Source organism: Haloterrigena sp. H1, from assembly GCF_005938085.1.
Classification (GTDB): Archaea; Halobacteriota; Halobacteria; order Halobacteriales; family Natrialbaceae; genus Natrinema.
In genome coordinates this window covers 639,796-661,674 of the sequence record NZ_SMZK01000001.1, presented here as the reverse complement: position 1 = coordinate 661,674, position 21,879 = coordinate 639,796, and the positions used below count along the sequence as shown (strand labels likewise).

The window sequence follows — 21,879 nt, the reverse complement described above, 5'->3', positions numbered from 1 at the left end:
TTCCATGTCGACCCGGCTGTCCCGGCGCGCCGGGTTGATTACCGAGCGTCGTGATGGCCCATCCATGACGAACGTAGTGCTTCCCGGCAGCCGCGACGTTCGGGGGACACTCGAGGAACCGGACGGCGAGCCACGTGCGATCGTCGTCGCCTGTCCGCCACATCCCCAAGACGGTGGCACGCGGAGTGATCAGCGCCTCGTCGCCGTTAGCGATACCCTACGTGACGCCGGCATTGCCTGTTTGCGCTTCGATTACGGCCCGTGGGACGACGGCTACGGCGAACTGGAAGACGTACACAACGCCAGCCGATGGGCGCGCAATGCGTACGGCGGTCCGATCGGCGTCTTCGGCTACAGCTTCGGCGCGACGCTGGCACTGCTCGCGGCAGCCGAGGTCGAGCCCGACGCGGTCGCCGCCCTCGCCCCGACGACGCGACTGGCCGACGATCTCGACGCGCTCGAGACCGTCGATTCACTCGAGACCCCTGTCCACGTCCTGTATGGCACCCGAGATACGACCGCCGACTGGGAGCCGATCGTCGAGCGCGCGCGAGGTCGTGGCGACGAAACTACCGCCCTGTCGGCCGATCACTTCTTCCTCGGCGCGGCCGACGACATCGCGAGGGCGGTTCGGACGTTTTTCGAGGCAACGTTGCTCGCATCGGCGTAGCACGACCGAGACAGTCACAGACGACCGCTGCGTGTTTCGATCGATCTCGAGACGACGTGTCGGGAACAGGAACAAGATGTCAGACAAAAATTACAGTAATTGGTACGCATCAAACTGCTGTACTGAAACACGGGATGACTCCATAAAGAATATTATAATCAATGTTCGATGACCGGGTATATGGAAGTCCCACTGTTGGTGACCGATTTCCTCGACCGAGCGCGCAAGTACTACGGCGACGAAGAAGCGATCGTCGCGACGACGGGTGAGCGGTTCACGTACGAGGAGTTCGGCGACCGAGCCGACCGCCTCTCGACGGTCCTGCAGGACCGCGGCATCGAGAAGGGCGATCGCGTGGCCGTTCTCGACCCGAACACGCACTACCAGCTCGAGTCCGCCTACGGGATCATGCAACTCGGTGCCGTTCACACGCCGCTGAACTACCGGCTGACCCCCGAAGACTACGAGTACCTGCTCAACGACTCCGGCACGAAAGCGATCATCGCCGACTACGAGTACGCCGACAAGATCGAAGCCATCCGTGACGAGGTCCCGACGGAGATCTTCATCACGAACGACGCCGACGAAGTCGAGGGCGACTGGGAGGACTTCGACGACCTCATCGCGGACGTCGAGCCCGACTACGAGCGCCCCGAGATGAGCGAAGACGACGTCATCACGATCAACTACACGTCAGGCACGACCGGCGACCCGAAAGGAGTCATGCGGACCCACCGCACCGAGTCGCTGCACGCCCAGCTCGTGACGATCCACCACGAGATCACCGACGACGACGTCTATCTCTGGACGCTCCCGATGTTCCACGTCAACGGCTGGGGCCACATCTACGCCATCACGGGCATCGGCGCGAAACACGTCTGTACCCGCGGCGTCAACGCCGAAGAGATCTTCCAGCAGATCAACGACGAGGACGTCTCGTTCCTCTGCTGTGCGCCGACGGTGCTCAGCATGCTCGACGAGTACTACGAAGAAAACGACGTCTCCACCGAGGGCGACAACCCGATGCGCGTCACCGCCGCCGGTGCTGCGCCGCCGGAAAGCGTCATCCGAACCGTCGAAGAGACGTTCGGCTGGCACTTCCGCCAGCTCTACGGGGCGACCGAGACCGGCCCGCTGATCGGCACCTCCGCGACCCGTCGCCTGATCGACGAGGACAGCGAGGAGCGCTTCGGCCTCAAAAAGCGCCAGGGCATCGCCCCGCTGGCCACCGAGCTCGAAGTCGTCGACGACGACGGCAACGAGGTCCCGTGGGACGACGAGTCCATCGGCGAGATTCTCGTCCGCGGCAACCAGGTCATGGAAGGCTACTGGGAGAAGCCCGAAGCGACCGACGAAGCGTTCAACGACAAGCGCGAGGGCTGGTTCCACACCGGTGACCTCGCCGTCGTCAACGAGAAAGGCATGCTCGCGATCCAGGACCGCGAAAAGGACATCATCATCTCCGGCGGGGAGAACATCTCGAGCATCGAACTCGAGGACACGCTGTTCGACCACGAAGCGGTCGGCGACGTGGCCGTGATCCCCTCGCCCAGCGAGAAGTGGGGCGAGACGCCGAAAGCGTTCGTCGTCCCGTCGAACGACGACCCACAGAACCCACCAGTCACCGAGGAGGAACTGACGGAGTTCACGCGCGATCGACTCGCCGGTTACAAGGTCGTCCACCGCGTCGAGTTCGTCAAATCGCTCCCGAAGACGGCGACGGGCAAGGTTCAGAAATACGAACTGCAGGAACAGGAGTGGGACGAAGAAGAGTCGATGGTCGGACAGGGATAACGCACGCGAGCACCCCCTGACGACGCGGGCGGCCTCCGAGTACGGTCGCGACGACGTCGCGGCCCACCGTGGCCGTTCCTGACGATTGTGCCCGTTTCTTTTTCGGCAGCTACTCGAGACAGATCGACCGCGAGCTGACGGCACGTCACGGCAGCGACTGACTGTGACACCGAGAACGCGTAGAGCACGCCAGCACTGCCGCTCGCCTCAATCCGCCGTAGCCGGGTCAGTCCCGCCCGTGCCGAGTCAGACACTTCGGCAGCCCGATCAGTTCGACCGGCTCCGAATTGTCGGGCGAGTAGACGACCATCTGGCCTTTCTCCATGTAGGGGACCTTCGACTCGAGGTTGCTCGGAATATTCACACTCTTGATGGCGTCCTCGTCGCCGAGATTCAGGACGATGGTGGTGTTGATCTGCTTGAAGACGGCGTCGTGGATGTCCTGTGGATCCTGTGTGATCAAGAAGAGGCCGAGTCGCTCCTTGCGGCCCTGTTTGGCGGCTTCGGTGAACTTCCGGATGACCTTTCCAGCCTGGACGCTGTCGGCGTCGGTCAGGAAATTGTGGGCCTCGTCCATGCCCACCACGAGGGGAGTCTCCTTGATCCGGTCGTAGCTCGGATCGTTCGAGAGCTTCTGGTCGATCAACAGCGACGAGACCGCGAGCACGACGGTTTCAGTCGCGCGCGTATCGTTGATATGGTAGGTCGGCACCACGGTCAGCCCGCCGGGACGGACGAACTCGTGGACGAGGTCGGTGATCGGGCGTGCGTCCTGATCAAAGACATGGCCGAATCCGAGGACGCGCCGGCGCACGGCGTCGAACGTTGCTTCGTGAACGCGGCCGGACTCGTCGAGTTCCTCGCGCAGCGCCGGGTCGTCGAGGAACGTGGTGAACTCCTCGTATGTACCATCGGTGCCGTACTGCTGTCGGAACCGTGGCAACAGGACACTCGTGAGCGCGCCGTACTGGTTGTCGTTCAAGCCGCTGCCCGCGACCAGCCACGGGTTGTCGTGAACCATCGAAAACGGGATCGTGAACTCGACTTGCTTCGCGCGGTGATGGCCGGCGGCGTACGACGCCGACCCCACTTTCGGGATGAACGCCGTCGTATCGTCGTGGCCGCCGTAGGCGATCCCTTCGCGCTCGAGCCGACGCGCGAAATCGTCATCCAGTTCGGGATTGTCGTCGTGCATCTGGGCGTACTCGTCCTGTGGGTCGAACTGGACGACCGCGGGCTGAACCGTGCGCCCGTCGGCCATCGGATACGTGCGCTCGGCGGCGAGATACTGCCGCAGGATGTTCTTCGCGCCGTGGGTCTTGCCCGATCCCGTCCCGCCAGCGACGAGCGTGTGTCGGAACACCAGCGGATCGCCTGCGTCGTAATCGTCTTTCAGCCGGTAATCGATCGTCGGCGGGGTGGCCGCCGTCCATACTTTCTCGCCGCCGACGGAGAGATGGCCCAGAAAAACGCCGTCGTCGGGCATCTTCAGCCCAGTCTTGATCGCTTCGGTGTCGTCGGCCTGCCGGATCACGGTCTGGGGTTTCGGCACGCGGTCGGTCATCCGCCGTTTGAGGTCGCCGTCATCGTCGTAGAGGACGGCAACCGGCTCGAGGGTCGCGACGAACTTGTAGTCCGATTCGTCGATCCCGTCGGACCGCATCGCCCGCCGGGCGTGGATCTCCGTTGCGTCGTCGGCGTGGTACTGCTGGGCGTACTCGAGTCCCGTAATCCGACAGAACAGCGTCTCGCCGTCGGGGTAGGGCGCGAGCAGGTAGCTCCCGATCCGAATCGACGAGCGGTTGTCGCGGGTGATGTAGGCCTGTAGCGTCGTGTCGTCGCCGTCTTCGGCGACGCGCAGTCCCTGGGAGACACAGAGCGCGCCGATGCCGACGTCATCGCCGCTGGGCTCGACCGGCGTCGACTCGAAGTCGTCGCTCGCGCCGTCGGTCGTCGAACTCGTCGTCGCCGACTCGTCGGGTCCTACCGAGGCCGTCGACGAGTCGGTTGTACCGGCCGTCGATCCCTCGCCAGCGTCGGCGTCGGCGTCGAAATCGCCGAAGTCTCCCAGATCAGTCATATAGGTTTCATCCGGGCCATCACTAAAACGCGTTTCCCTCCAGTCGGACGGACTGTCTCTCAGCCCCGGCGCTCACGACTGACCCACAGCGCCCCCGCGATGACTGACACGGCCACTAGCGCGAGCCCAGCAATACAACTGGGAATCGACAGCCAACCGCCGCTGCCTGCCATTCCGTCGCCGCTCGAGTCGTTCGCCGCCGATGCTGTGAGCTCGAGGTCTAACTCGTCAGGGTCGGTGTGATCGAACGACGCAAGTGGGTTGTCACCGCCATCGATCGAAACGGTCACTGGCTCGTCGAAAACAGCAGGTGGGTAGTCGCCGGTGAGTGCCACGTCGCTTTCGCTGAACGAAATCGTCGTCGTCCCGGCCGGCGCGTCAGCGGCGACCTGCACGGTCAGCGTCGCAATCGTGCCCCGTCCGGTCGTGCCGCTGGCTGCCGGCTCGCGGCGCTGTTCGATGACCGTCGTCCCCTGCTCGTTGGCGATCACCGTCCTCGTGTTGACCTCGGTCTCGTTGCCCTCGAGCCACGGACCCTGTTCGACATCGGTTACCGCGAGGTAGTCGGGATGGTACTGGGCGACTACCGACACGTTCGTGACGCCCTCGCCACCGTGGCCGCCCTGGCTCTGGAGCGTGATGTCGACCGCGATCGTCTCGCCGGGCGTCGCCTCGACTGTCGTCCGATCGGGCGAGAGGATCGCGACCTGGTCGATCGCGACGGCCGTCCCTGCAACGCCGGCCAGCGACAGCGCGAGCAGGATGGCGGTGACGACCACGGCGGCGGCTTTGCTAACGTCGCGATCGTCGTCCCCGCGTGGCTCCGTCATGGTCGTATCGTGGTATAGCGATCACCGGCATGGCTCTTGCCGTTTCCGCCGTCGAAATCCGCTGAAACGACCGATAGGATAGACGAATGCAGCAATAAAGAACCGGCCGACTCGGACGCTGGTGGCGACTACTGGACGAGCGAGACGCTCTCGTCGCCCCGCGTGATCAGCTTCGAGTCGTGATCGTAGCTGATGACGCCGACGTCGGCCATCGCAGGAAGGTGGGAGTGGTGCAGTGCGACCGCCGCACGGTCGGCGTCGCAAAACGGTTCGACAGCGCGTGCGCTGAGTTGCGTCGCGAGTTCCTCGAGCGAGAGTGGACGGTCGCCGTCTTCGAGCACCGAAAGGATACGCATTCGGACGGGATCGACGAGTGTTTCGAGCAGTTCTTCGGCGTTTTCGTCTTTACAGGTCTCGAGAAAGATCGAGAGGTCCGTAGGACATACCGGCGGTTCGTCGACGAGTGCGACGCCGGCGTCGCTCCAGTCGACGATGCCAGCGTCCTCGAGTCGTGGTAGATGGTTGTGGACGAGGCTGAGCCGCACCTCGTGTCGCGTCTGCCCGGTCGCAGAATCCGAGTCCATTCGGTCGACCAGTGCCGTCGTCAGTTCCGCCGGCGGAAGTCGCGTCTCTCGGTGCCCGAGAACCTCGAGAACGCGAAGTCGGTGCGGACTGCGAAGGACTTCGTAACACTCCGCCGGAACGTCGGTGAGCGGTCCGGGGGCGTCGTCGCCGATGTGACCGTCCAAACTCATTATCCGTAGTAACTCATGCAATGGGCATAAGACCAGTTCCAAAATGATTTGGTTGTGAATGAGTTGTTACCGCCGAATCCGCCGGGTAATCCGCTGAACCGCCTGCGAACGGCAGATAGTAGAAATTACTTTTAGAAATATCTACTATCGTCGTTCGAGACCAGTCAGAATTACTGGACAGTGAACGGCAGTAGCACCGTTGTTACTAAGCTATTAGCATCGGGTATGAGCGGTTTTCACCGGCTCGGAGTCGTTTACGATCTTGTTACGATCGCGCGCGACGACGGAGCCACTGAACGTCACTGCACACCGAAAGGCAGTTCGGCAGATGTCTCGCCCACACGAGTCGTCACAGGTCAGCGGAATCGTTCCACGACCCGAACGAGACACGTGTCGTCAACGTCGATCAGTCGTCCCGTCTCGTATCGACTGATACGGACTCCTGTCAGTGGATCCGGGCGCATCCGCGACGGGTTGCAGGTGCGCCAGGACACAGGGACGGCAGACCGTTGAACGTCACCTCTCGATCGAATGCGTCGTCTCGTGCTCGTGAGCGCTGTACTTTTGCGTCCGCGAGACGTATCATCATCTATGCTTCAGGTACGCGGTCGTGCCGGCGGAACGGAACTCACCGGCACACTGTACGAACGGGGAGAACGAGCCCCCTCGTTCCGCGGCGCACCGGACGAAGACGCCGCGTACGTCTGGGTTTGTGACGAGTTCTACGAGGTCGACAGCGGTGGCACGACCCAACTCGTCGACGGCCGCGAGGTCAACCTCGCCTTCGAGTCACCGATGCCGCGGGGCTTCGACACCCGCGACCAAGCCCTCGAGGGTGCCAGAGAACACATCCGGACGCAGTTCGCCCGGATCGGCGTCGACCCCGAGAACGTCGCTCTCGAGGTGGAGAAAAACGACGGTGAATAGGGGATCGATCAGTACGGCTGGTCGTCCCAGCGGTGATCGTCGTACGTCCGGTCCTGAACCGTGTCGAACTGCGTCTCGAGCGTCTCACGAAGCGAGGCCTTCTCCGCGTTGCTGATTCGAGCGAGTTCGTCGGCCTTCTCCACGATCGTCGGCGGCCCGTGGGCGATGGCGATATCCTGTAACAGTTGCATCGTCAGTCGATCGCGCGTCTCTGAATCCTTCGTGAACGCGTACGGGGCCTCGATCCGATACAGCAGGTCGTCGCGCGGATCGTAGACGACGAAGAAGGTGACCTCGTAGGCCGAGCGCTCGAGGCGTCGATCGACGCCGAGCGCGTCGCCCTCGGCCGAGAGCGGGTGATCGACGCCACCGCGCGACAGGAACCAGTTCGTGTACGATAGCGACGAGGTATCCCGTTCCCAGCGCTCGCCGTCGACGTCGTCGACGTACTCGCCGCGCTCGAGCAGCCGGGTAAACAGCGCCGAATCGTTGCTCCATGGGATGCTGACGTCGATCTCCCGGTTCGATTTCAGCGTCCGCGTGACGACGCGCGTCGCGGGGTTTTTGACGAAGCCGACGAGCGGCACGTCCCGGTCGACGAACTCCTCGACCAGCCGGACGTAGTTCTCGAGGACCGTCGTGGGTCGGGGATCGTCGAGCAGGAAGTCGGCCAGATCGGGATGCTGGTCGGCCCAGCGCAGCAGGCCCCGCGGGTACAGCGGGCCGTCGAGGACGAGGAGATCAGAAACGTCGGCGGCGTGATCGCGAGCGTGGGTGCTCTCGGCGAGATACAGCGCCAGCGCGTGGACGACGCCCTCGGCAAAGCGGGGCAGCGGTGGGATCTTGACCGCGCGACTCCGGCTGTAGCCCTCGTCGAACTTCCCCCAGGTCTCGTCGACGGACATCGTCTCGTCGTTCGAGTGGACCGTCATCACGGTCGTCCGCGACCGGTGGAGGTCGAGATCGCTCGGCGTCGCGCTCATCGCCGCCTGCGCGATGTCGATGACGAGCCCGTTTTTGAACGTCGTCGGGTTGATCGTCCCCGCGTCGAGGCCGTGCTCGGTCGGAAACTCGCGGTCGCGCAACGCAACCGCCTCGCAGTCGACCACCCGCCGCGCCTGCTCGTCGACCGGCTCGAGGACCCGCCGGCCGTCGTCGAGCAAGGGATCGAGGAACTGCTCCCAGACGGTCTCGGCGAAGGCGCGACGGTCGCGCTCGTCGGTCCCGTGGTCGATCCGCCTCGCGAGCCGCGCGATACCGTCGAAGTGGACCGGATCGAGCGTCATGACAGGGGGCTCCCGCCCGACCCGCAAAAAGCCAGTGGTCGTGAACGACGACGATGTTGACTCGGGTTCGTGTAAATTACTATCAGAAAACGTATGTATGGACGGCTCGAGGCTGGTAATATCTGGATGTCCGAGCGAGAATCGGCGACCGTTACCTCCGACGAGCGTGCGATCAACTGGCGACAGAACGGGTCTGGGGTCACCATCTACGAAGAGGGGAACCCCGACGCCTGGATCCGGGCCGACTTCGAAGCCGGCGTCCCGCCGGAACACCGTCTCTTTATGATCTGTGACGAGTGCGGTGCCGTCTTCGCACAGCGGAGCACGCCCGGCAACGCGACCGTCTGTGGCGACTGCGGGACGACGTTCGATCACCGTCACGACGACTGACCGCGCCACTGGTTGACTCGAGTCGGCTCGGCGACGCGATGCAGTCGACCTGGGCTCGGCCGCTCGAGTCGGTCCACAGAACTAACCAATTACTGATACGCTGGTGGTGAGCAGTGCCGGCAGCAGGCCATTGTTGACGACGACAACGACAGGTAGTTAGGATATGCTAGTTTCCGATCTGGTATGGAAGCTGCGCTGATCGTCCTCGACGGCTGGGGACTCGGTGACGGCGGCAGGGACGCGGTCGACGCGGCCGAAACGCCGGTCTTCGACCGCCTGGCAGAATCGGGCGCGTACGGCCGGCTCGAGGTCGCCGGTCGACGCGTCGGCCTCCCCGAGGGACAGATGGGCAACAGCGAAGTCGGCCACCTGAACATCGGTGCTGGCCGCGTCGTCTATCAGGAGTACACTCGCATCTCGGACTCCATCACGGACGGTTCGTTCCGGGAGAACGACGCGATCAACGAGGCGTTCGACCGAGCGCGCGACAACGACGGCCGCGTTCACTTCCTCGGCCTCGTCAGTGACGGGGGCGTCCACTCCGATCAGGAGCACCTCCACGCGCTGATCGAGCTGGCGGCCGACCGCGACGTCGAGGCCGTCACTCACGCGATCACCGACGGTCGCGACACCTCGCCGACCGGCGGCCGGGACTATCTCGGCACGCTCGAGGACGTGATCGCCGAGCACGGCACCGGCGACGTAGCGACGGTCTCGGGCCGGTACTACGCGATGGACCGCGATCAGAACTGGGAGCGGACCAAACGAGCGTACGACGCCATCGCCAACCGCGAAGCGGAGTGGACCGCCGAGTCAGCCGTCGACGCGGTCGAAGAATCGTACGACCGCGGCGAGACCGACGAGTTCGTCGAGCCGACGGTGATCGAAGGACAGCCTGCGCTACAAGATGGCGACGCAGTCGTCTGGTTCAACTTCCGCTCCGATCGTGCACGACAGCTCACGCGGATGCTCGCGGACATTCGATCCGACGACTGGGCTGACGAGTGCGCAACCAGCCCGCCGGATGCCGAGGTCGTGATGATGACTCAGTACGACAAGACCTTCGACCTCCCCGTGGCGTATCCGCCGAACCAGCCCGAACAGGTGCTCGGCGAGGTGCTGGCTGACGCCGGGAAGACGCAGTTGCGGATCGCCGAATCCGAGAAGTACGCCCACGTGACCTACTTCCTCAATGGTGGCCGCGAGGTCGAGTTCGACGGCGAGATCCGAAAGATCGTCGAGAGCCCCGACGTGCCGACCTACGATCAGCAACCCGAAATGAGCGCGCCCGAGGTGACCGACACTGCGATCGAGACCATCGACGCTGACGATCCGGATGTCCTCGTGTTAAACTACGCCAACCCGGACATGGTCGGTCACACCGGCGACTACGAAGCCGCGATCGAGGCCGTCGAAGCCGTCGACGACCAGCTCGGGCGACTCGTCGACCAGCTCGAGGCCGCCGGCGCACACGTCCTCATCACTGCAGACCACGGCAACGCCGACGACATGGGAACCGAAGCAGACCCCCACACGGCACACACGTACAACGAGGTGCCGTTGGTCTATCTCGCTCCCGACGGCACCGACGGCGGTCGAACCGTCCGCGAGGGCGGCACGCTCGCCGATATCGCGCCGACGATGCTCGAGGCGATCGACCTCGACCAGCCACCCGAGATGACCGGCGAGTCGCTGCTCGAGTGAGCGCGTCGTAACCCTCTTAGAATTGCTGTCGCCCTACGCTCGTCTGAACGACATGCGTTCGAAGGGCACGTCAAAAAATCAGTTCGTCATCGAATCGATATCGACAGCGCTCGCCAGATAGGCAGCCCTCCGTCAGTCGTCGTTGTCGTCCTTGCCTCGTCCGCGACCACGGCCCGGATGCTCGGCGTGACGGCCGGGCTGTTCGGCCGGACGGCCGGGGAAGTCGTTTTCCGGCGGTTCGTACACGTAGAGACAATCGTTGCTGTACGAGCGGCCGAACTGGTCGGCGTCCTCACAGCAGAGCACGCGGCCGTCGTCTATCACGAGCACGTTGTCGACATTGATGAGCGCGTCGTCCGCGACGGCTGCTGGGTCGCTCGCGTCCGGCCCGACGATGACCGGCTCGAGCTCCGAGACGTTGAAATCCGCCTCGAGTTCCGCCCGGTAGACGACGCCGCCGTCGACTCGCTCGAGCTGGACGTCGCCGACGCCTTCGTAACCCTCCTCGGCGGAGAGGTCGTCGTTGAGTTCGGAGATGGCGAAGTAGACGTAATCGCCCGGCCCGGCTCCGTCGACGCTGTCGACGCCCTCGGCTTTGTTGAACTCGATGGTCGCGCCGATTTCCTTGGCGGCCGCGCGCGTCTCGAGGAACGGCACGCGCCGGAGTTCCGGATCGACGCCGTCTGGACCGGTTGCCTCGTACTGGTTGGCCCAGCGGATGATCTCCTCGTCGGTGATGTAGTCCTGGTTGCCGTGTTCGATGACCGCCTTGTCTGCTTCCTCGAGTGCGGTTTCGAGGTCCGTCTCCCAGTCGGTTTCGGCGTGGGTCTCGAGGTAATCGGTCTGGGTAATCCCGTCGTACTCGGCGATCCACGCTTCGACCTCGCGGTTGGTGGCACGGCCCAGCTCGAGCCACTCGAGTTCGAGGTCGATTGCTGCCGGCGGCAGTTCACGAGCGGCTTCCTCGTTGGTCACTTTGGGGGCGTAGAGCGTGCCGGCGACATCCATGGGATCGTCGTGGCTGTCGATCGGCTCGTCGGCGACGAACTTGTAGATCCCCTTGCTGTCGCCGTCAGAGCAGCCGTAGACGGTCTTTTTGTCGGACTGGATGTCCGGTGCTTCCCAGGCGGCCCGCCCCATCACGTAGTACTTCACGGGCTGTGGCGTGTCGGCTGCCGGCTTGCGGATGTCGACGTGATAGCCGTAGCGGTAGGGATTTGGATAGACGTCACCGATCGGCTCGGTCGTGTTCCCGTCGGCACCCTGGTCGACGGGGTCCGCGCCGAGATAGTACGCGAGGAACTCGACGCCAGTCATCGCCCAGTAGCCCTGAATGCCCCAGGCTTCGTCGCCGTAGTAGTCGTCGACGGCGCCCTGGATCGCCGAGGGGTTCGGTCGGTTCCAGAACTCGTGGGCGCCGCGGCGTCCCTTGCCCGTCCCTGCCTCGACGATGTCGCCGACCGTCGCGGCCAGCGAAACGCGTGGGTGTGCGTAGTTCTCTTCGGAGGAGAGCATCGTCGTCCACGGACTCAGATCACCGTAACAGTTGATGCGCGTCCCACCAAGTTCGCGCATCGGCTCGGTGTTCGCGATGTTGATGGCGTTCTCGAGGTCAGCCTCCCACTCGCCGTCGTCGGTCCGGCTGATCGGGATCCGGGAGACGTTGCCGGGGCTGTTCTCCCAGTTCGTAAAGAGATAGCCCTCGGTGCTGTCCGCAGTCGTGGGGACGAACTGGTTACAGTCAGGGTTGTACGCGGCGTCGCCGTACTGCGTGCCGGCGAACGCGTCGGTCGTGATATTTTCGCCATCGGGCGTCTGGACGACGCCGAGTTCTTCGGTCCCCCCGTTGATCGCCTCGTGAGCCCGTGCGAGGAACGTGAACTCGCCGTCAGCGCCGCGGACCGTCTGCTGTTCCGCGTTCGTCTGGGGCGTCGACAGCTCGTCGAAGTCGTCGTTGCTGCCGTCGAACTCGAACTGGAAGCCGCTGAAGTAGCCGATGCCGGCCTCGTCGTACGGCGCGGGATTGTCGCGGCTCGGGTGCTGGAGGCTGTAGAGCAGCGATCCTTCATCGAACACGAACGGCCCGGTGACTTCCGCGCCGAGCGCGGTCGAGGAGAACCGCTTTAATTCTCCGTCGACGTGCGGTGCCAACGGTGTGTCGGGATCGTCAGGGTCGGCGGCGCTCGCGACGCCAGTGACGCTCGCGCCGAGCGCTGCGGCGACTGAGACTTCCATCAGGTTGCGTCGAGTTAAATCGACCATCAGTTCCGTAACGGACCAGCGTATTATAGGAATTTTATATTTTTAATATTTATTCATCAATCCCTAAACGAAGCGTACGGAACCCTATGTAGCTCTCCGTTCGACTTCCGACCGATCTACGCAGCGTCGAATAGACACCGACGACGATTCGACTACTCGAGTGAGGATTCGGTCCAAAAAGAGAGCCTCGACTGCTCCCAGTGTGAGGGGTAGCTATCGGCTACTCGAGCCCCTGTTCAGCGGCGTTCGCACGGATCTCCTGGGCGCGCTGGCGGACGGACGCGACGTAGCGCTCGATCTTCGGGGGTGTTTTCCCGTAAAACGATGCCACCCAGTTTATGTCCGTGCCGGGCATCGTGAGGAAGTACGCCGCGAGCGTATCCCGGCCCGCCTGAATGACCTCCGGCGGAACGCCCCGGTCGCCGGTCCCCGCCTCCTGAAAGCCGTTCGTGTCGAAGTAGATATCGGCGTAGAGCGTCGCCATCTCCGGCTCCTCGAACGTGATCGGCGTATGCTGGGGTGCCTCGAACCGGTACTGCGGTGTCTCGGCGTCCGGCGGCGTGACCTCGAGGATTCGGACAGCCAGTATGTAGTCGTTGTAGACCGATTCCGTGTCGTCGCTCGGTGACCGTGACGTTGATTCGGACATGGGTGGTCGATGTCGCTCGGCAGCGGTTCGGACGGGGGTCCGTCGCACGTACCGTCGTGAACCAAGTGCCGGGTGCCGTGCGTATGAGCGTTGCTAGTAGCAGTACCACCGCTCACGGAGTGCTCACGAGCGATATAGAGCGCTCCCTCGTTTATTACAACCCCCACTCGAGTCGACGGCCGCACGAGCACCCCGCAGTGTAGCGATCGTAACGCCATCGCCGCGAGGTTCTGCTATCTTTACACGTCTGCGCGATAAGGGCGAGACATGGAAGCGGAAGCCACCGAGGAACCGGCGACGCAGGAGCCAACCGCCCGACGAGGCGAGCGCAACCAACTGTTTCGGCACGGATCGACGGTCAGTCGCCGACAAGCGACCCAGTCATGATCGAAATCGCGGGGTTGCTCGCCCTCGCTGCCGTCGGAACGGGCGTGCTCTGGTACGGCAGCGCCAGACTCGAGGAGGCAGCCAACGACCTCGCAGCCGCGTATGGGCTGCCGGCGGTCGTGCAGGGAGCTGTTATCGCCGCCGTCGGCTCGAGCATGCCCGAACTGGTGAGCGTGTTGCTCGCGACACTGATTCACGGCGAGTTCGAACTCGGCGTGGGGTCGATCGTCGGCTCGGCGGTGTTCAATTTGCTGGCGATTCCCGGCCTCGCCGTGGTGGTCGGCGGCGGCATCGACACGTCGCGCGAGCTAGTTTATAAGGAATCGCTGTTCTACATGCTCGCGGTCGCGTCGCTACTGTTGACGTTCTCGCTGGCGGTCATCTACAACCCGGTTGCCGGCGGCGACGGGCTCGTTCGAGGCGACGTCTCGCGGCCGCTTGCGCTGTTTCCCGTCGCGCTGTACGGCCTCTACATCTTCACTCAGTACCTCGATGCCGCCGACGAGGGCGCAACGACGGACACGTCGGTCGACATGTTCCCGACCTGGGTTCAGTTCGGCGTCGGGCTGGTGGCGATCGTCGTCGGCGTCGAGGCCCTCGTTCGGTCGGCGGTCGGTCTCGGCGACGCGTTCGGAACCCCCTCGTTCCTCTGGGGGATGACCGTCGTCGCCGCCGGCTCGAGCCTGCCCGATACGTTCGTCAGCATCGCAGCCGCCCAAGCGGATCGGCCGACGGTGACGCTGGCGAACGTCCTCGGGAGCAACACCTTCGACCTGCTGGTCGCCGTCCCGGTCGGCGTCCTCGTCGCGGGCTCGCTAACGGTCAATTTCGCCCACATCGTCCCGATGATGGCCTTTCTGGTGCTCGCAACGATCGTCTTCTTCGCGATTTCCCGCACCGAAATGCGCCTCTCGACGCGCGAGGCGTGGCTGCTGTTGGGGCTCTATGGCGCGTTCGTCTGCTGGCTCCTCCTCGAGAGCCTTCGTATCGTCACCGTGCTCGAGGTCTGATACGGACTCCTGTCAGCCAGTGCCGGTGCACTCGCGACCCACACTGCGGTCCCACTGGGACATCGGGACAGCAGACCGTATGAGTACCATGCGGTACTCGGTAATATCTGCCCGCATCTCGGTCGTATTCCGGCGTCAAGGGAAACGCGAGGGGTTTTACGTGGAGTGGCTGCAACGACTCAGGTATGAGTGACGATTCCGATTCGGACGGCCATCGCTTCGCAACGAACAGCATCCATGCCGGTCAGGAACCGGACCCGACGACGGGTGCCCGCGCGCCGCCACTGTACCAGACCACGTCCTACGAGTTCGAGGATACCGACCACGCCGCCGCGCTGTTCGGCCTCGAGGAACTGGGCAACATCTACTCGCGGATCATGAACCCGACGAACGCGATGCTCGAGGAACGCATCGCGACGCTGGAAGGCGGCGTCGGCGCGCTCGCGACCGCCTCCGGGATGGCTGCGTTCGACCTCGCGACGTTCATTCTCGCGGACGTCGGCGACAACATCGTCTCCTCGTCGTCGCTCTACGGCGGGACCTACACCTACCTCACCCACACCGTCTCGAAACGCGGCGTCGAGACGAAGTTCGTCGACACGCTCGACTACGAGGCCTACGCCGAGGCCATCGACGACGACACCGCCTTTGTCCACCTCGAGACGATCGGCAACCCCGCGCTCGTCACCCCGGACATCGAGCGAATCGCCGACATCGCCCACGAGCACAACGTCCCGCTGTTCGTCGACAACACGTTCGCGACGCCGTATCTGTGCCGACCGCTCGAGCACGGCGCGGACCTCGTCTGGAACTCGACGACAAAGTGGATCCACGGTGCAGGCTCGACCGTCGGCGGGATTCTCGTCGACGGCGGCTCGTTCCCCTGGGAGGACGGCGACTTCCCCGAACTCACCGAGCCGAACCCGGCCTATCACGGCGTCAACTTCCGCGAGACGTTCGGCGACGCGGCCTTCGCGTTCGCCGCTCGGACCCGCGGCCTGCGAGACCTGGGCAACCAGCAGTCGCCGTTCGACGCCTGGGTCACCCTCCAGAAACTCGAGTCGCTGCCCCTGCGCATGGAGAAACACTGCGAGAACGCGATGGCCGTCGCGGAGTACCTCGAGGACCACTCCGACGTGGCATGGGTCAACTACCCTGGCCTCAAGAGCCACGAGACCCACGAGAACGCCGCGAAGTATCTCGAGGGCGGCTACGGCGGCATGATCACCTTCGGGCTCGAAGGTGGCTACGACGCCGCCGAGACGGTCTGTAACGAGGTCGACCTGACGAGCCTGCTGGCGAACGTCGGCGACGCGAAGACGCTGATCATCCACCCCGCGAGTACGACTCACCAGCAACTCACCAAGGAAGAGAAGTTGGCCGGCGGCGTCACCGACGACCTCGTGCGCCTCTCGGTCGGCATCGAGGACGTCGACGACGTGATCGCCGACCTCGATCAGGCTATCGAACAGGCGTAAGGAGTCACGAGCGAGTGCGGCGGTCGGACGTGGCGTCAGTGGCGCTGTCACGGTCGTCGTCTTCGTCGGCTGCCTCGCTGTCGGTATCGGTCCCGATAACGGGCAAGCCAGAGCCGCGGTCGCCATCCGTCCCGAGGAGGCGAGCGAATCGACGACGGTCCGCAGTTTTCCGATCGAGAGTCATGCCGTCGAGCGATGCCGGAGTGCCGGGAAGTATCCGGGGTCCGTTTCGGCCACAACGCGATGTTTCTCGGTGAAACGATCCAGTATCGACCGCCAAACGGCCATCGTTCGGTCGCCGCCGAAGCGGCGAGTCAGCTACTCCAAAACACCCTTTTTCGTCACGCCCCTCTGGATGACCGATGACCGATCTTCCGGCCCCCGTCGACCGCGCACTCGACTCTCACGACGCGTTCGATCGCACCGACGACGGCTACGACCTCACGACTACCGTCTTCGAGACGACCGTCACGGCCGAGGACGCCGAGGGTAAGCGCGACGGTCGCTTCCGCGTTACCGTCGCCCTCCCGACGCTCGACGCCGCGGTCGCCGACGAAACTGTCGCGGACGTCGTCGAAGACGGCTGGTTCGAAACGCTCGAGCGCCGCTTACAGGACGTCTTCGGCGTCGCCCACACGAACACCTACGACGAGCCAACGCTCGAGCGCGACGCCGGAGAGGTCCGGGTTCACCTCGAGTACACCGCCTGGGACGCAAGCGAGGGCGTCGAAGACGCCAAAGCCCTGATCGAGTTCGTCGAGGGCACCTACGCACAGGGAATCATCCCCGGCTACGACTACCGCGGGCCGGCGGCGACGCTGCTCGAGAACGCCCAACAGCGGGGTCAGCAGGCAGCCGACGAGGAGGGGAGCAGCGGCGGCATGCCGATGTGACGAGCTATCGGCGTGAACGACCGATTTCGGATCATTCCGTTGGACTACTCGGCGGTGCAGACCTCGGTCCAGAGGTAGCCGAGACCGATAGCAGCATAGCCGAGGCCCAAGGCGGCGAAGAGTTGGTCGTTACCCATGACGCCCCACCCAGCCTGAGCGAGCCCCAGAAGGACCATCGTGGTCCCGATGCTCGCTTTGTAGCGGTTTCGGCTCATTGTGAGTCGAGTGGTTGCTCGAGTGATAGATACGCCAGCCATATGATTACTTCCGTACCCCATGGTGAGAGCGACCCGAACCATAACCGGGACAACATAAATTGGGCTAGAGAATGCGTGGTGGGTGGAATCCCGAATATATTTGATTTCCAATGTTTTGGAACCGACTATGATGGGTGAGACCCAGCGAATCGTCGCAGTCTGGGCCGTTCTCACGCTTCCGTTCATTCTTTTTGCAACGTATCTATGGATACACGACGACCTCAGCCCCCGGTTTATCGTTGCATACTGGTTTGCACCGATCGCCCTGACATTGATCGGTGTCTTCCCAGCACCATGGCAACCCATCGCAGAATCGGTGTGAAACAGATCCAGGGCGGTCATCAGGGGACGAAAAGCACACAAAATACGGTGTGAGCACTGTCAAATGGCTCCCTGCGGGGGCTGTGGCCGAGAGCGTGACTCGAGCAGACGCGAGAGTCGCGCGACCCGGGGAAGGGCAGGCGTTCACCCCGTTACCGACCGCGAGCGAACCCAAAAGGGTGAGCGAGCGGGCCGACAACCGACCCAACGGGGAGGGAGGAGTGCGTTTGATCGACACTGAGCGGGATCAAAGATCTCGCGAAATCCAAAAGAGCGTGAGCACTCTTTTGAAGAATTTACCGAGAGACGCGACGGTGTGCGGCAGCGAAGCTGCCGTCGCCGTCGTAGACCGCAGAGTAAAATTTCGTTCTTAGTCCATCGCGATGTACGTCTGCGTATCCTCGATTCCTTCGATGGCCTGGATGTGCGTCGCCGCGATTTCTTTGACTTCGGCCGGCGTCTCGACCCGTGCTTTCGCGATGAGGTCGACATCGCCGGCAACGATGTGCGCCGATTGCACGCCTGCGATGGATTCGATGCTGTCTTTGAGCCGATCCGCCTCGCCCGTGTTCGCCTTGATCATGACGAATGCAGTGACCATTAGTTCATCCCTCCAGTGTCGCTGTCCGCGTCACGGTCCGTCGAGATCGAACTCGAGCCCGAGCCGGCGTTCGCGGCCGCCTCCATCGGCGTTTCGCCGACCAGCAGCTGCCGGACCTCACTCAAGACGTCGAAGTCCGCGAGAACGACGAGCCGGTCGCCGACCTCGAGCGAGCTGTCTTCGGTCGGGATCTCGAGGGGACTGTTGTTCTTGCCGAACGCGAGGACGGTCGCGTCGGCGGGCAGGTGCAGTTCGCTGAGCGTGTACCCGTTGACGGGTGCCGCGTCGGTGACCGTGAGTTCGACGACCTGCAGGCTCGGAGCGATGTCGGCGATAGCCCGGATCGTCCCGCCCAGCAGGGCGTTTTTCGCACCGATCGCGCCCAGTCGCTCGGGGTGGATAATCTCGTCGACCTGATCGGCGTACTTGCGGTAGATCCCCTCGCGGTAGGCCTCGTCGATCCGCATGACGGTTCGACAACCGTGGTGGTTCCCGACCATGCAGGCGGTGAAGTTGACGTTGAGGTCGCTGGTCAGCGCGCCGACGGCGTCGGCGTCTTCGACGCCGGCCTCCTCGAGGATGGGTTCGCGGGAGCCGTCGCCCTCGATGACGGGAAAGTCCTGATTCTGGGCGCGTTTGATCCGCTGTTCGTCGCGTTCGACCAGCATGATCTCGTGGCCTTCGTCTCGCAGGACACGTGCCGTCCGCAGCCCGACCCGTCCAGCCCCGATAATGACGAACTGCATAGACAGGGGTACGCTCGCCCCTGTGAATAAGTTTGCCCCCGACTAGCACGGACCGTGGCTGCCTGTGGCAGCGGCTGCAGCACGAAAAACACGCGCCGAACCCGACACGACGACGGTAGCAGTGACCTCTGTGAGCGAGCGATCAGCCCATCGCGATGTAGGTCTTCGTATCGGTGACGCCGCCGAGTCGCTGCATCCGCGAGGAGGCCGTCTGGAGCACGTCGTAGACCTCTTGGGCGTCGATCTCGGCGATGATGTCGTAGTTGCCCGCCACGATGTGGGCATCGGAGACCGTCTCGAGCTCGTCGATCTCGGCGAGCAGGCCCTCGGATTTCCCGGCAGCGGTCTTCACCATAATGAACGCGTGGACCATCGCCAGTGTGGTACGCTGTGGCACGACTAAAGCCTTTGCCCGGGGCCCGATCGCGAACGGCGTCGCGCTCCCTCAGTGAGCGTCGTCGACGGCCTCGGCGAGCGCATCGGTCACCGCCTCGCGGACCGCCTCGGGCGACTGCGTCGCATCGACGCGGACGAAGCGGTCGGGATCGCGCTCGAGGAGGCGTTCGTAGTTGTCCCGCACCGACGCGAGGTACTCGGCGCGTTCGAACTTGTTCGTCGTCCCTGCACGGACCGCGGCGGTTTCGGGGTCGAGATCGAGGTAGATCGTCAGGTCGGGCTCGATCGAGAACGGCCGATGGACGTCGACGACGTACTCCAGAGGGTCCGCGAGGCCGTGGCCGTCGGCCGCCTCGAGAGTCGCACCCTGGTAGGCAAAGCGCGAGTCAGAATAGCGATCGGAGATCACGAGGTCGCCACGCTCGAGGGCAGGCTCGATCACCCGCGAGAGGTGGTCGGCGTGGTCGGCGGTATAGAGAAACAGTTCCGCCAGTGGATCGGCGTCGTCGTCCTCGATCGATCGGTAGACGGCGTCGCCGTACCAGGAGTTCGTCGGCTCCCGCGTGAACACGGCGTCGGGATAGCGCTCGTGTAAGGCCTCCCAGACCGTCGTCTTGCCGCTACCGTCTAATCCCTCGAGCGTGACAAGCATGGTCGCACCTCGTCGTGAGGGATACTACAATCTGTCGAGAGGCGCGCTCGGGTGCGTCGACGGCTGCCGATCACAGCACGAGGCCGTCGTCGACGCGCACGACTTCGCCGTTGACGTACGAGGCAGCGTCGCTGGCCAGGAACGCGATAACGTCAGCGACTTCCTCGGGCGTCGCGGTGCGGCCGCTCGCGGTGTTCGTCTCGACAGCCGACTCGTGGCCACGCGTCTCCGCGAGCAGGTCGGTATCGGTGTAGCCGGGTTTGACGGCATTGACGCGGATGTCCTTTCCGCCGAGTTCGCGGGCCGCCGCACGCGTAAAGCCGAGCACGCCGGCTTTGCTCGCGGCGTAGTTGGCCTGCCCGACCCCACCGTGCTGAGCGGCGACGCTCGCGACGTTGACGATTCGGCCGCCCCGGTCGTCACGTCGTAGCATTCGTCTGGCCGCTTCTCGCGTACAGTAGAACGTGCCCGTGAGGTTGACGTCGACGACCCGCTGCCACTGCTCGGGTGTCATCCGAACCAGCAGGCCATCGGCCACCGTTCCAGCGTTGTTCACCAGTACTGTCGGGGAGCCATACCGCTCGGCGATGGTCTCGAACGTCGCCGCCACCGCGTCGTAGTCGGCGACGTCGAATCGCTCGACTGCTGTCTCAGCAGGGAACGACGCTAGCGCCGCCGTCGTCTCGTCTGCAGCCGCGTCGTCCTCGTGATAGGTGGCGACGACGGTCGCCCCCAACTCGGCCAGTCGCGTCGCTACCGCACGGCCGATGCCGCGTGTCCCGCCGGTGACGACCGCGACCTCGCCCTCGAAGTCAATCATGCGGACATCTCACGCGCGTCCGCGGGCGTCTCGAGCGCCCAGCACTCGGCCTCAGGTGCAATACGCTCGACGAGTCCCGACAGTACTCCGGCCGGCGGGAACGCGACGAACCGCTCGATGCCACGCTCGCGAAGTGTTTCGATGACGGCCACCCAGTCGACCGGCGACGTGATCTGTGCCGTCAGATCTCGCCGTGCGACGGCCGGATCGGTATAGTACTCGCCGGTCACGTCCGAAACGACGGGCAGTTGGGCCTCGCGCAGCGTCACATCGGCCATCGCCGTTTCGACGCAGTCGACGGCCGACGCCATCACCGGCGAGTGGAACGCCGCGCCGACGTCGAGTTCGCGAAACCGGGCGGTCGTCCGTTCCTCGAGCCGTTCCCGGACCGCCGCCACGCCCTCGGCTGTGCCGCTGATGACGGTCTGTTTCGGCGCGTTGTAGAGGGCGACGCCGACGTCCTCGCGGATGGCACAGACCTCGGCGACCTCCTCCGGGTCGGCCAGCAACACCGCGACCATCGTCCCCGGGCCGTCGGCGGCTGCCGCTCGTTCCATGCACACTCCTCGCCGGTGGGTGAGGTCTGCTGTGGTTGCGGGATCGATCGCGCCGGCGGCCGCCAGCGCGGTGAAGTGCCCAAGGCTGTGACCGGCGACGGCCGCCGGCTCGACGTCGAAGCGAGCCGTCACGCCCTCGTAGACCGCGATTCCCGTCGCCAACAACAGTGGCTGGGTGTTGCTCGGGCGCTGGATCGCCTCGGCGGTCCCGTCGAAGCACAGTTCCGGAAGATCGATCTCGAGGGCGGCGTCGAGGCGGTCGAATACCGCGCGGGTCTCGGGCCAGTCGTCGTAGAACGCCCGTCCCATCCCGACGGTCTGGCTCCCCTGGCCGGGGAAGAGAAACGCCGTCCCGTCGAGCGTCGTGAGGGACTCGGCAGTGGTCATATCAGTGGTGTGAGTCAGACCACTCGC

At 64.2% G+C, this 21,879-nt stretch carries 23 protein-coding genes; 9 read left to right on the top strand and 14 right to left on the bottom strand.

The window, feature by feature from the left end; translation table 11 throughout:
- The first annotated feature begins 64 nt into the window (after positions 1–64).
- Positions 65–670, top strand: a complete 606-nt coding sequence (locus E2L06_RS03420; protein WP_138778622.1) for an alpha/beta hydrolase — start codon at positions 65–67, stop codon at positions 668–670.
- Positions 671–850: 180 nt separating this feature from the next.
- Entirely contained in the window at positions 851–2,464 is a 1,614-nt protein-coding gene (locus E2L06_RS03415; protein WP_138778620.1) for a long-chain-fatty-acid--CoA ligase, read from the top strand.
- A gap of 226 nt (positions 2,465–2,690) precedes the next feature.
- Here the strand turns inward: E2L06_RS03415 and E2L06_RS03410 are convergent, their stop codons facing one another.
- From E2L06_RS03410 to E2L06_RS03400, 3 genes are all read right to left on the bottom strand, one after another.
- Positions 2,691–4,544 (bottom strand): ATP-binding protein, encoded by a 1,854-nt coding sequence (locus tag E2L06_RS03410; RefSeq protein ID WP_138778618.1) that lies wholly within the window; start codon positions 4,542–4,544, stop codon positions 2,691–2,693.
- 59 nt (positions 4,545–4,603) lie between these two features.
- Complete coding sequence (locus E2L06_RS03405) at positions 4,604–5,374, bottom strand: cohesin domain-containing protein (protein WP_138778616.1); 771 nt, start codon at positions 5,372–5,374, stop codon at positions 4,604–4,606.
- 128 nt (positions 5,375–5,502) lie between these two features.
- Positions 5,503–6,129 (bottom strand): ArsR family transcriptional regulator, encoded by a 627-nt coding sequence (locus E2L06_RS03400; protein ID WP_138778614.1) that lies wholly within the window; start codon positions 6,127–6,129, stop codon positions 5,503–5,505.
- Between the two features lie 591 nt (positions 6,130–6,720).
- Between E2L06_RS03400 and E2L06_RS03395 the strand changes: the two genes are divergently transcribed.
- On the top strand, positions 6,721–7,056 hold the full coding sequence (locus E2L06_RS03395; RefSeq protein ID WP_138778612.1) for a hypothetical protein: 336 nt from the start codon (positions 6,721–6,723) through the stop codon (positions 7,054–7,056).
- 8 nt (positions 7,057–7,064) lie between these two features.
- Here the strand turns inward: E2L06_RS03395 and E2L06_RS03390 are convergent, their stop codons facing one another.
- Complete coding sequence (locus tag E2L06_RS03390) at positions 7,065–8,342, bottom strand: DNA double-strand break repair nuclease NurA (RefSeq protein ID WP_138778610.1); 1,278 nt, start codon at positions 8,340–8,342, stop codon at positions 7,065–7,067.
- A gap of 126 nt (positions 8,343–8,468) precedes the next feature.
- Here E2L06_RS03390 and E2L06_RS03385 point away from each other — a divergent pair, with 126 nt between their 5' ends.
- Positions 8,469–8,732 carry a hypothetical protein gene (locus tag E2L06_RS03385; protein ID WP_249361364.1) on the top strand — a complete coding sequence of 88 codons (264 nt, stop codon included), beginning with the start codon at positions 8,469–8,471 and terminating at the stop codon, positions 8,730–8,732.
- Between the two features lie 183 nt (positions 8,733–8,915).
- Positions 8,916–10,436 carry a 2,3-bisphosphoglycerate-independent phosphoglycerate mutase gene (gene gpmI / locus E2L06_RS03380; RefSeq protein WP_138778606.1) on the top strand — a complete coding sequence of 507 codons (1,521 nt, stop codon included), beginning with the start codon at positions 8,916–8,918 and terminating at the stop codon, positions 10,434–10,436.
- 132 nt (positions 10,437–10,568) lie between these two features.
- Here the strand turns inward: gpmI and E2L06_RS03375 are convergent, their stop codons facing one another.
- Together E2L06_RS03375 and E2L06_RS03370 are read right to left on the bottom strand one after the other, a co-directional pair.
- A complete protein-coding gene (locus tag E2L06_RS03375; RefSeq protein ID WP_249361363.1) occupies positions 10,569–12,698 on the bottom strand; it encodes an alkaline phosphatase PhoX in 2,130 nt (709 codons plus the stop codon).
- 220 nt (positions 12,699–12,918) lie between these two features.
- Positions 12,919–13,347 carry a hypothetical protein gene (locus E2L06_RS03370; RefSeq protein WP_138778604.1) on the bottom strand — a complete coding sequence of 143 codons (429 nt, stop codon included), beginning with the start codon at positions 13,345–13,347 and terminating at the stop codon, positions 12,919–12,921.
- 383 nt (positions 13,348–13,730) lie between these two features.
- Here E2L06_RS03370 and E2L06_RS03365 point away from each other — a divergent pair, with 383 nt between their 5' ends.
- Both E2L06_RS03365 and E2L06_RS03360 read left to right on the top strand, forming a co-directional pair.
- On the top strand, positions 13,731–14,744 hold the full coding sequence (locus E2L06_RS03365) for a sodium:calcium antiporter (RefSeq protein WP_138778603.1): 1,014 nt from the start codon (positions 13,731–13,733) through the stop codon (positions 14,742–14,744).
- A 185-nt stretch (positions 14,745–14,929) separates the two neighbouring features.
- Entirely contained in the window at positions 14,930–16,222 is a 1,293-nt protein-coding gene (locus tag E2L06_RS03360) for an O-acetylhomoserine aminocarboxypropyltransferase/cysteine synthase family protein (protein WP_138778601.1), read from the top strand.
- Between the two features lie 4 nt (positions 16,223–16,226).
- Here E2L06_RS03360 and E2L06_RS03355 read toward each other — a convergent pair whose 3' ends face one another.
- Positions 16,227–16,406, bottom strand: coding sequence for a hypothetical protein (locus E2L06_RS03355; RefSeq protein WP_138778599.1), 180 nt, complete (start codon positions 16,404–16,406; stop codon positions 16,227–16,229).
- A gap of 178 nt (positions 16,407–16,584) precedes the next feature.
- Here E2L06_RS03355 and E2L06_RS03350 point away from each other — a divergent pair, with 178 nt between their 5' ends.
- A complete protein-coding gene (locus E2L06_RS03350; RefSeq protein WP_138778597.1) occupies positions 16,585–17,115 on the top strand; it encodes a DUF5813 family protein in 531 nt (176 codons plus the stop codon).
- 44 nt (positions 17,116–17,159) lie between these two features.
- On the opposite strand, the gene E2L06_RS21705 is transcribed toward E2L06_RS03350, so the two are convergent.
- A complete protein-coding gene (locus tag E2L06_RS21705; RefSeq protein WP_171052300.1) occupies positions 17,160–17,330 on the bottom strand; it encodes a hypothetical protein in 171 nt (56 codons plus the stop codon).
- 169 nt (positions 17,331–17,499) lie between these two features.
- On the opposite strand from E2L06_RS21705, the gene E2L06_RS03345 reads away from it, so the two are divergent.
- Positions 17,500–17,694 carry a hypothetical protein gene (locus tag E2L06_RS03345; protein ID WP_138778595.1) on the top strand — a complete coding sequence of 65 codons (195 nt, stop codon included), beginning with the start codon at positions 17,500–17,502 and terminating at the stop codon, positions 17,692–17,694.
- Positions 17,695–18,063: 369 nt separating this feature from the next.
- On the opposite strand, the gene E2L06_RS03340 is transcribed toward E2L06_RS03345, so the two are convergent.
- From E2L06_RS03340 to E2L06_RS03315, 6 genes are all read right to left on the bottom strand, one after another.
- A complete protein-coding gene (locus E2L06_RS03340) occupies positions 18,064–18,294 on the bottom strand; it encodes an Lrp/AsnC family transcriptional regulator (RefSeq protein ID WP_138778593.1) in 231 nt (76 codons plus the stop codon).
- Positions 18,294–19,040 (bottom strand): TrkA family potassium uptake protein, encoded by a 747-nt coding sequence (locus E2L06_RS03335; RefSeq protein ID WP_138778590.1) that lies wholly within the window; start codon positions 19,038–19,040, stop codon positions 18,294–18,296. The genes E2L06_RS03340 and E2L06_RS03335 overlap by 1 nt, the downstream gene beginning before the upstream one ends.
- 142 nt (positions 19,041–19,182) lie before the next feature.
- Positions 19,183–19,413 (bottom strand): Lrp/AsnC ligand binding domain-containing protein, encoded by a 231-nt coding sequence (locus E2L06_RS03330; RefSeq protein WP_138782489.1) that lies wholly within the window; start codon positions 19,411–19,413, stop codon positions 19,183–19,185.
- Positions 19,414–19,485: 72 nt separating this feature from the next.
- Positions 19,486–20,088, bottom strand: coding sequence for a dTMP kinase (gene tmk, locus E2L06_RS03325; RefSeq protein ID WP_138778588.1), 603 nt, complete (start codon positions 20,086–20,088; stop codon positions 19,486–19,488).
- A gap of 70 nt (positions 20,089–20,158) precedes the next feature.
- Positions 20,159–20,908 (bottom strand): 3-oxoacyl-ACP reductase FabG, encoded by a 750-nt coding sequence (gene fabG / locus E2L06_RS03320; protein WP_138778586.1) that lies wholly within the window; start codon positions 20,906–20,908, stop codon positions 20,159–20,161.
- On the bottom strand, positions 20,905–21,852 hold the full coding sequence (locus E2L06_RS03315; RefSeq protein ID WP_138778584.1) for an ACP S-malonyltransferase: 948 nt from the start codon (positions 21,850–21,852) through the stop codon (positions 20,905–20,907). The genes fabG and E2L06_RS03315 overlap by 4 nt, the downstream gene beginning before the upstream one ends.
- Between the last annotated feature and the right edge of the window lie 27 nt (positions 21,853–21,879).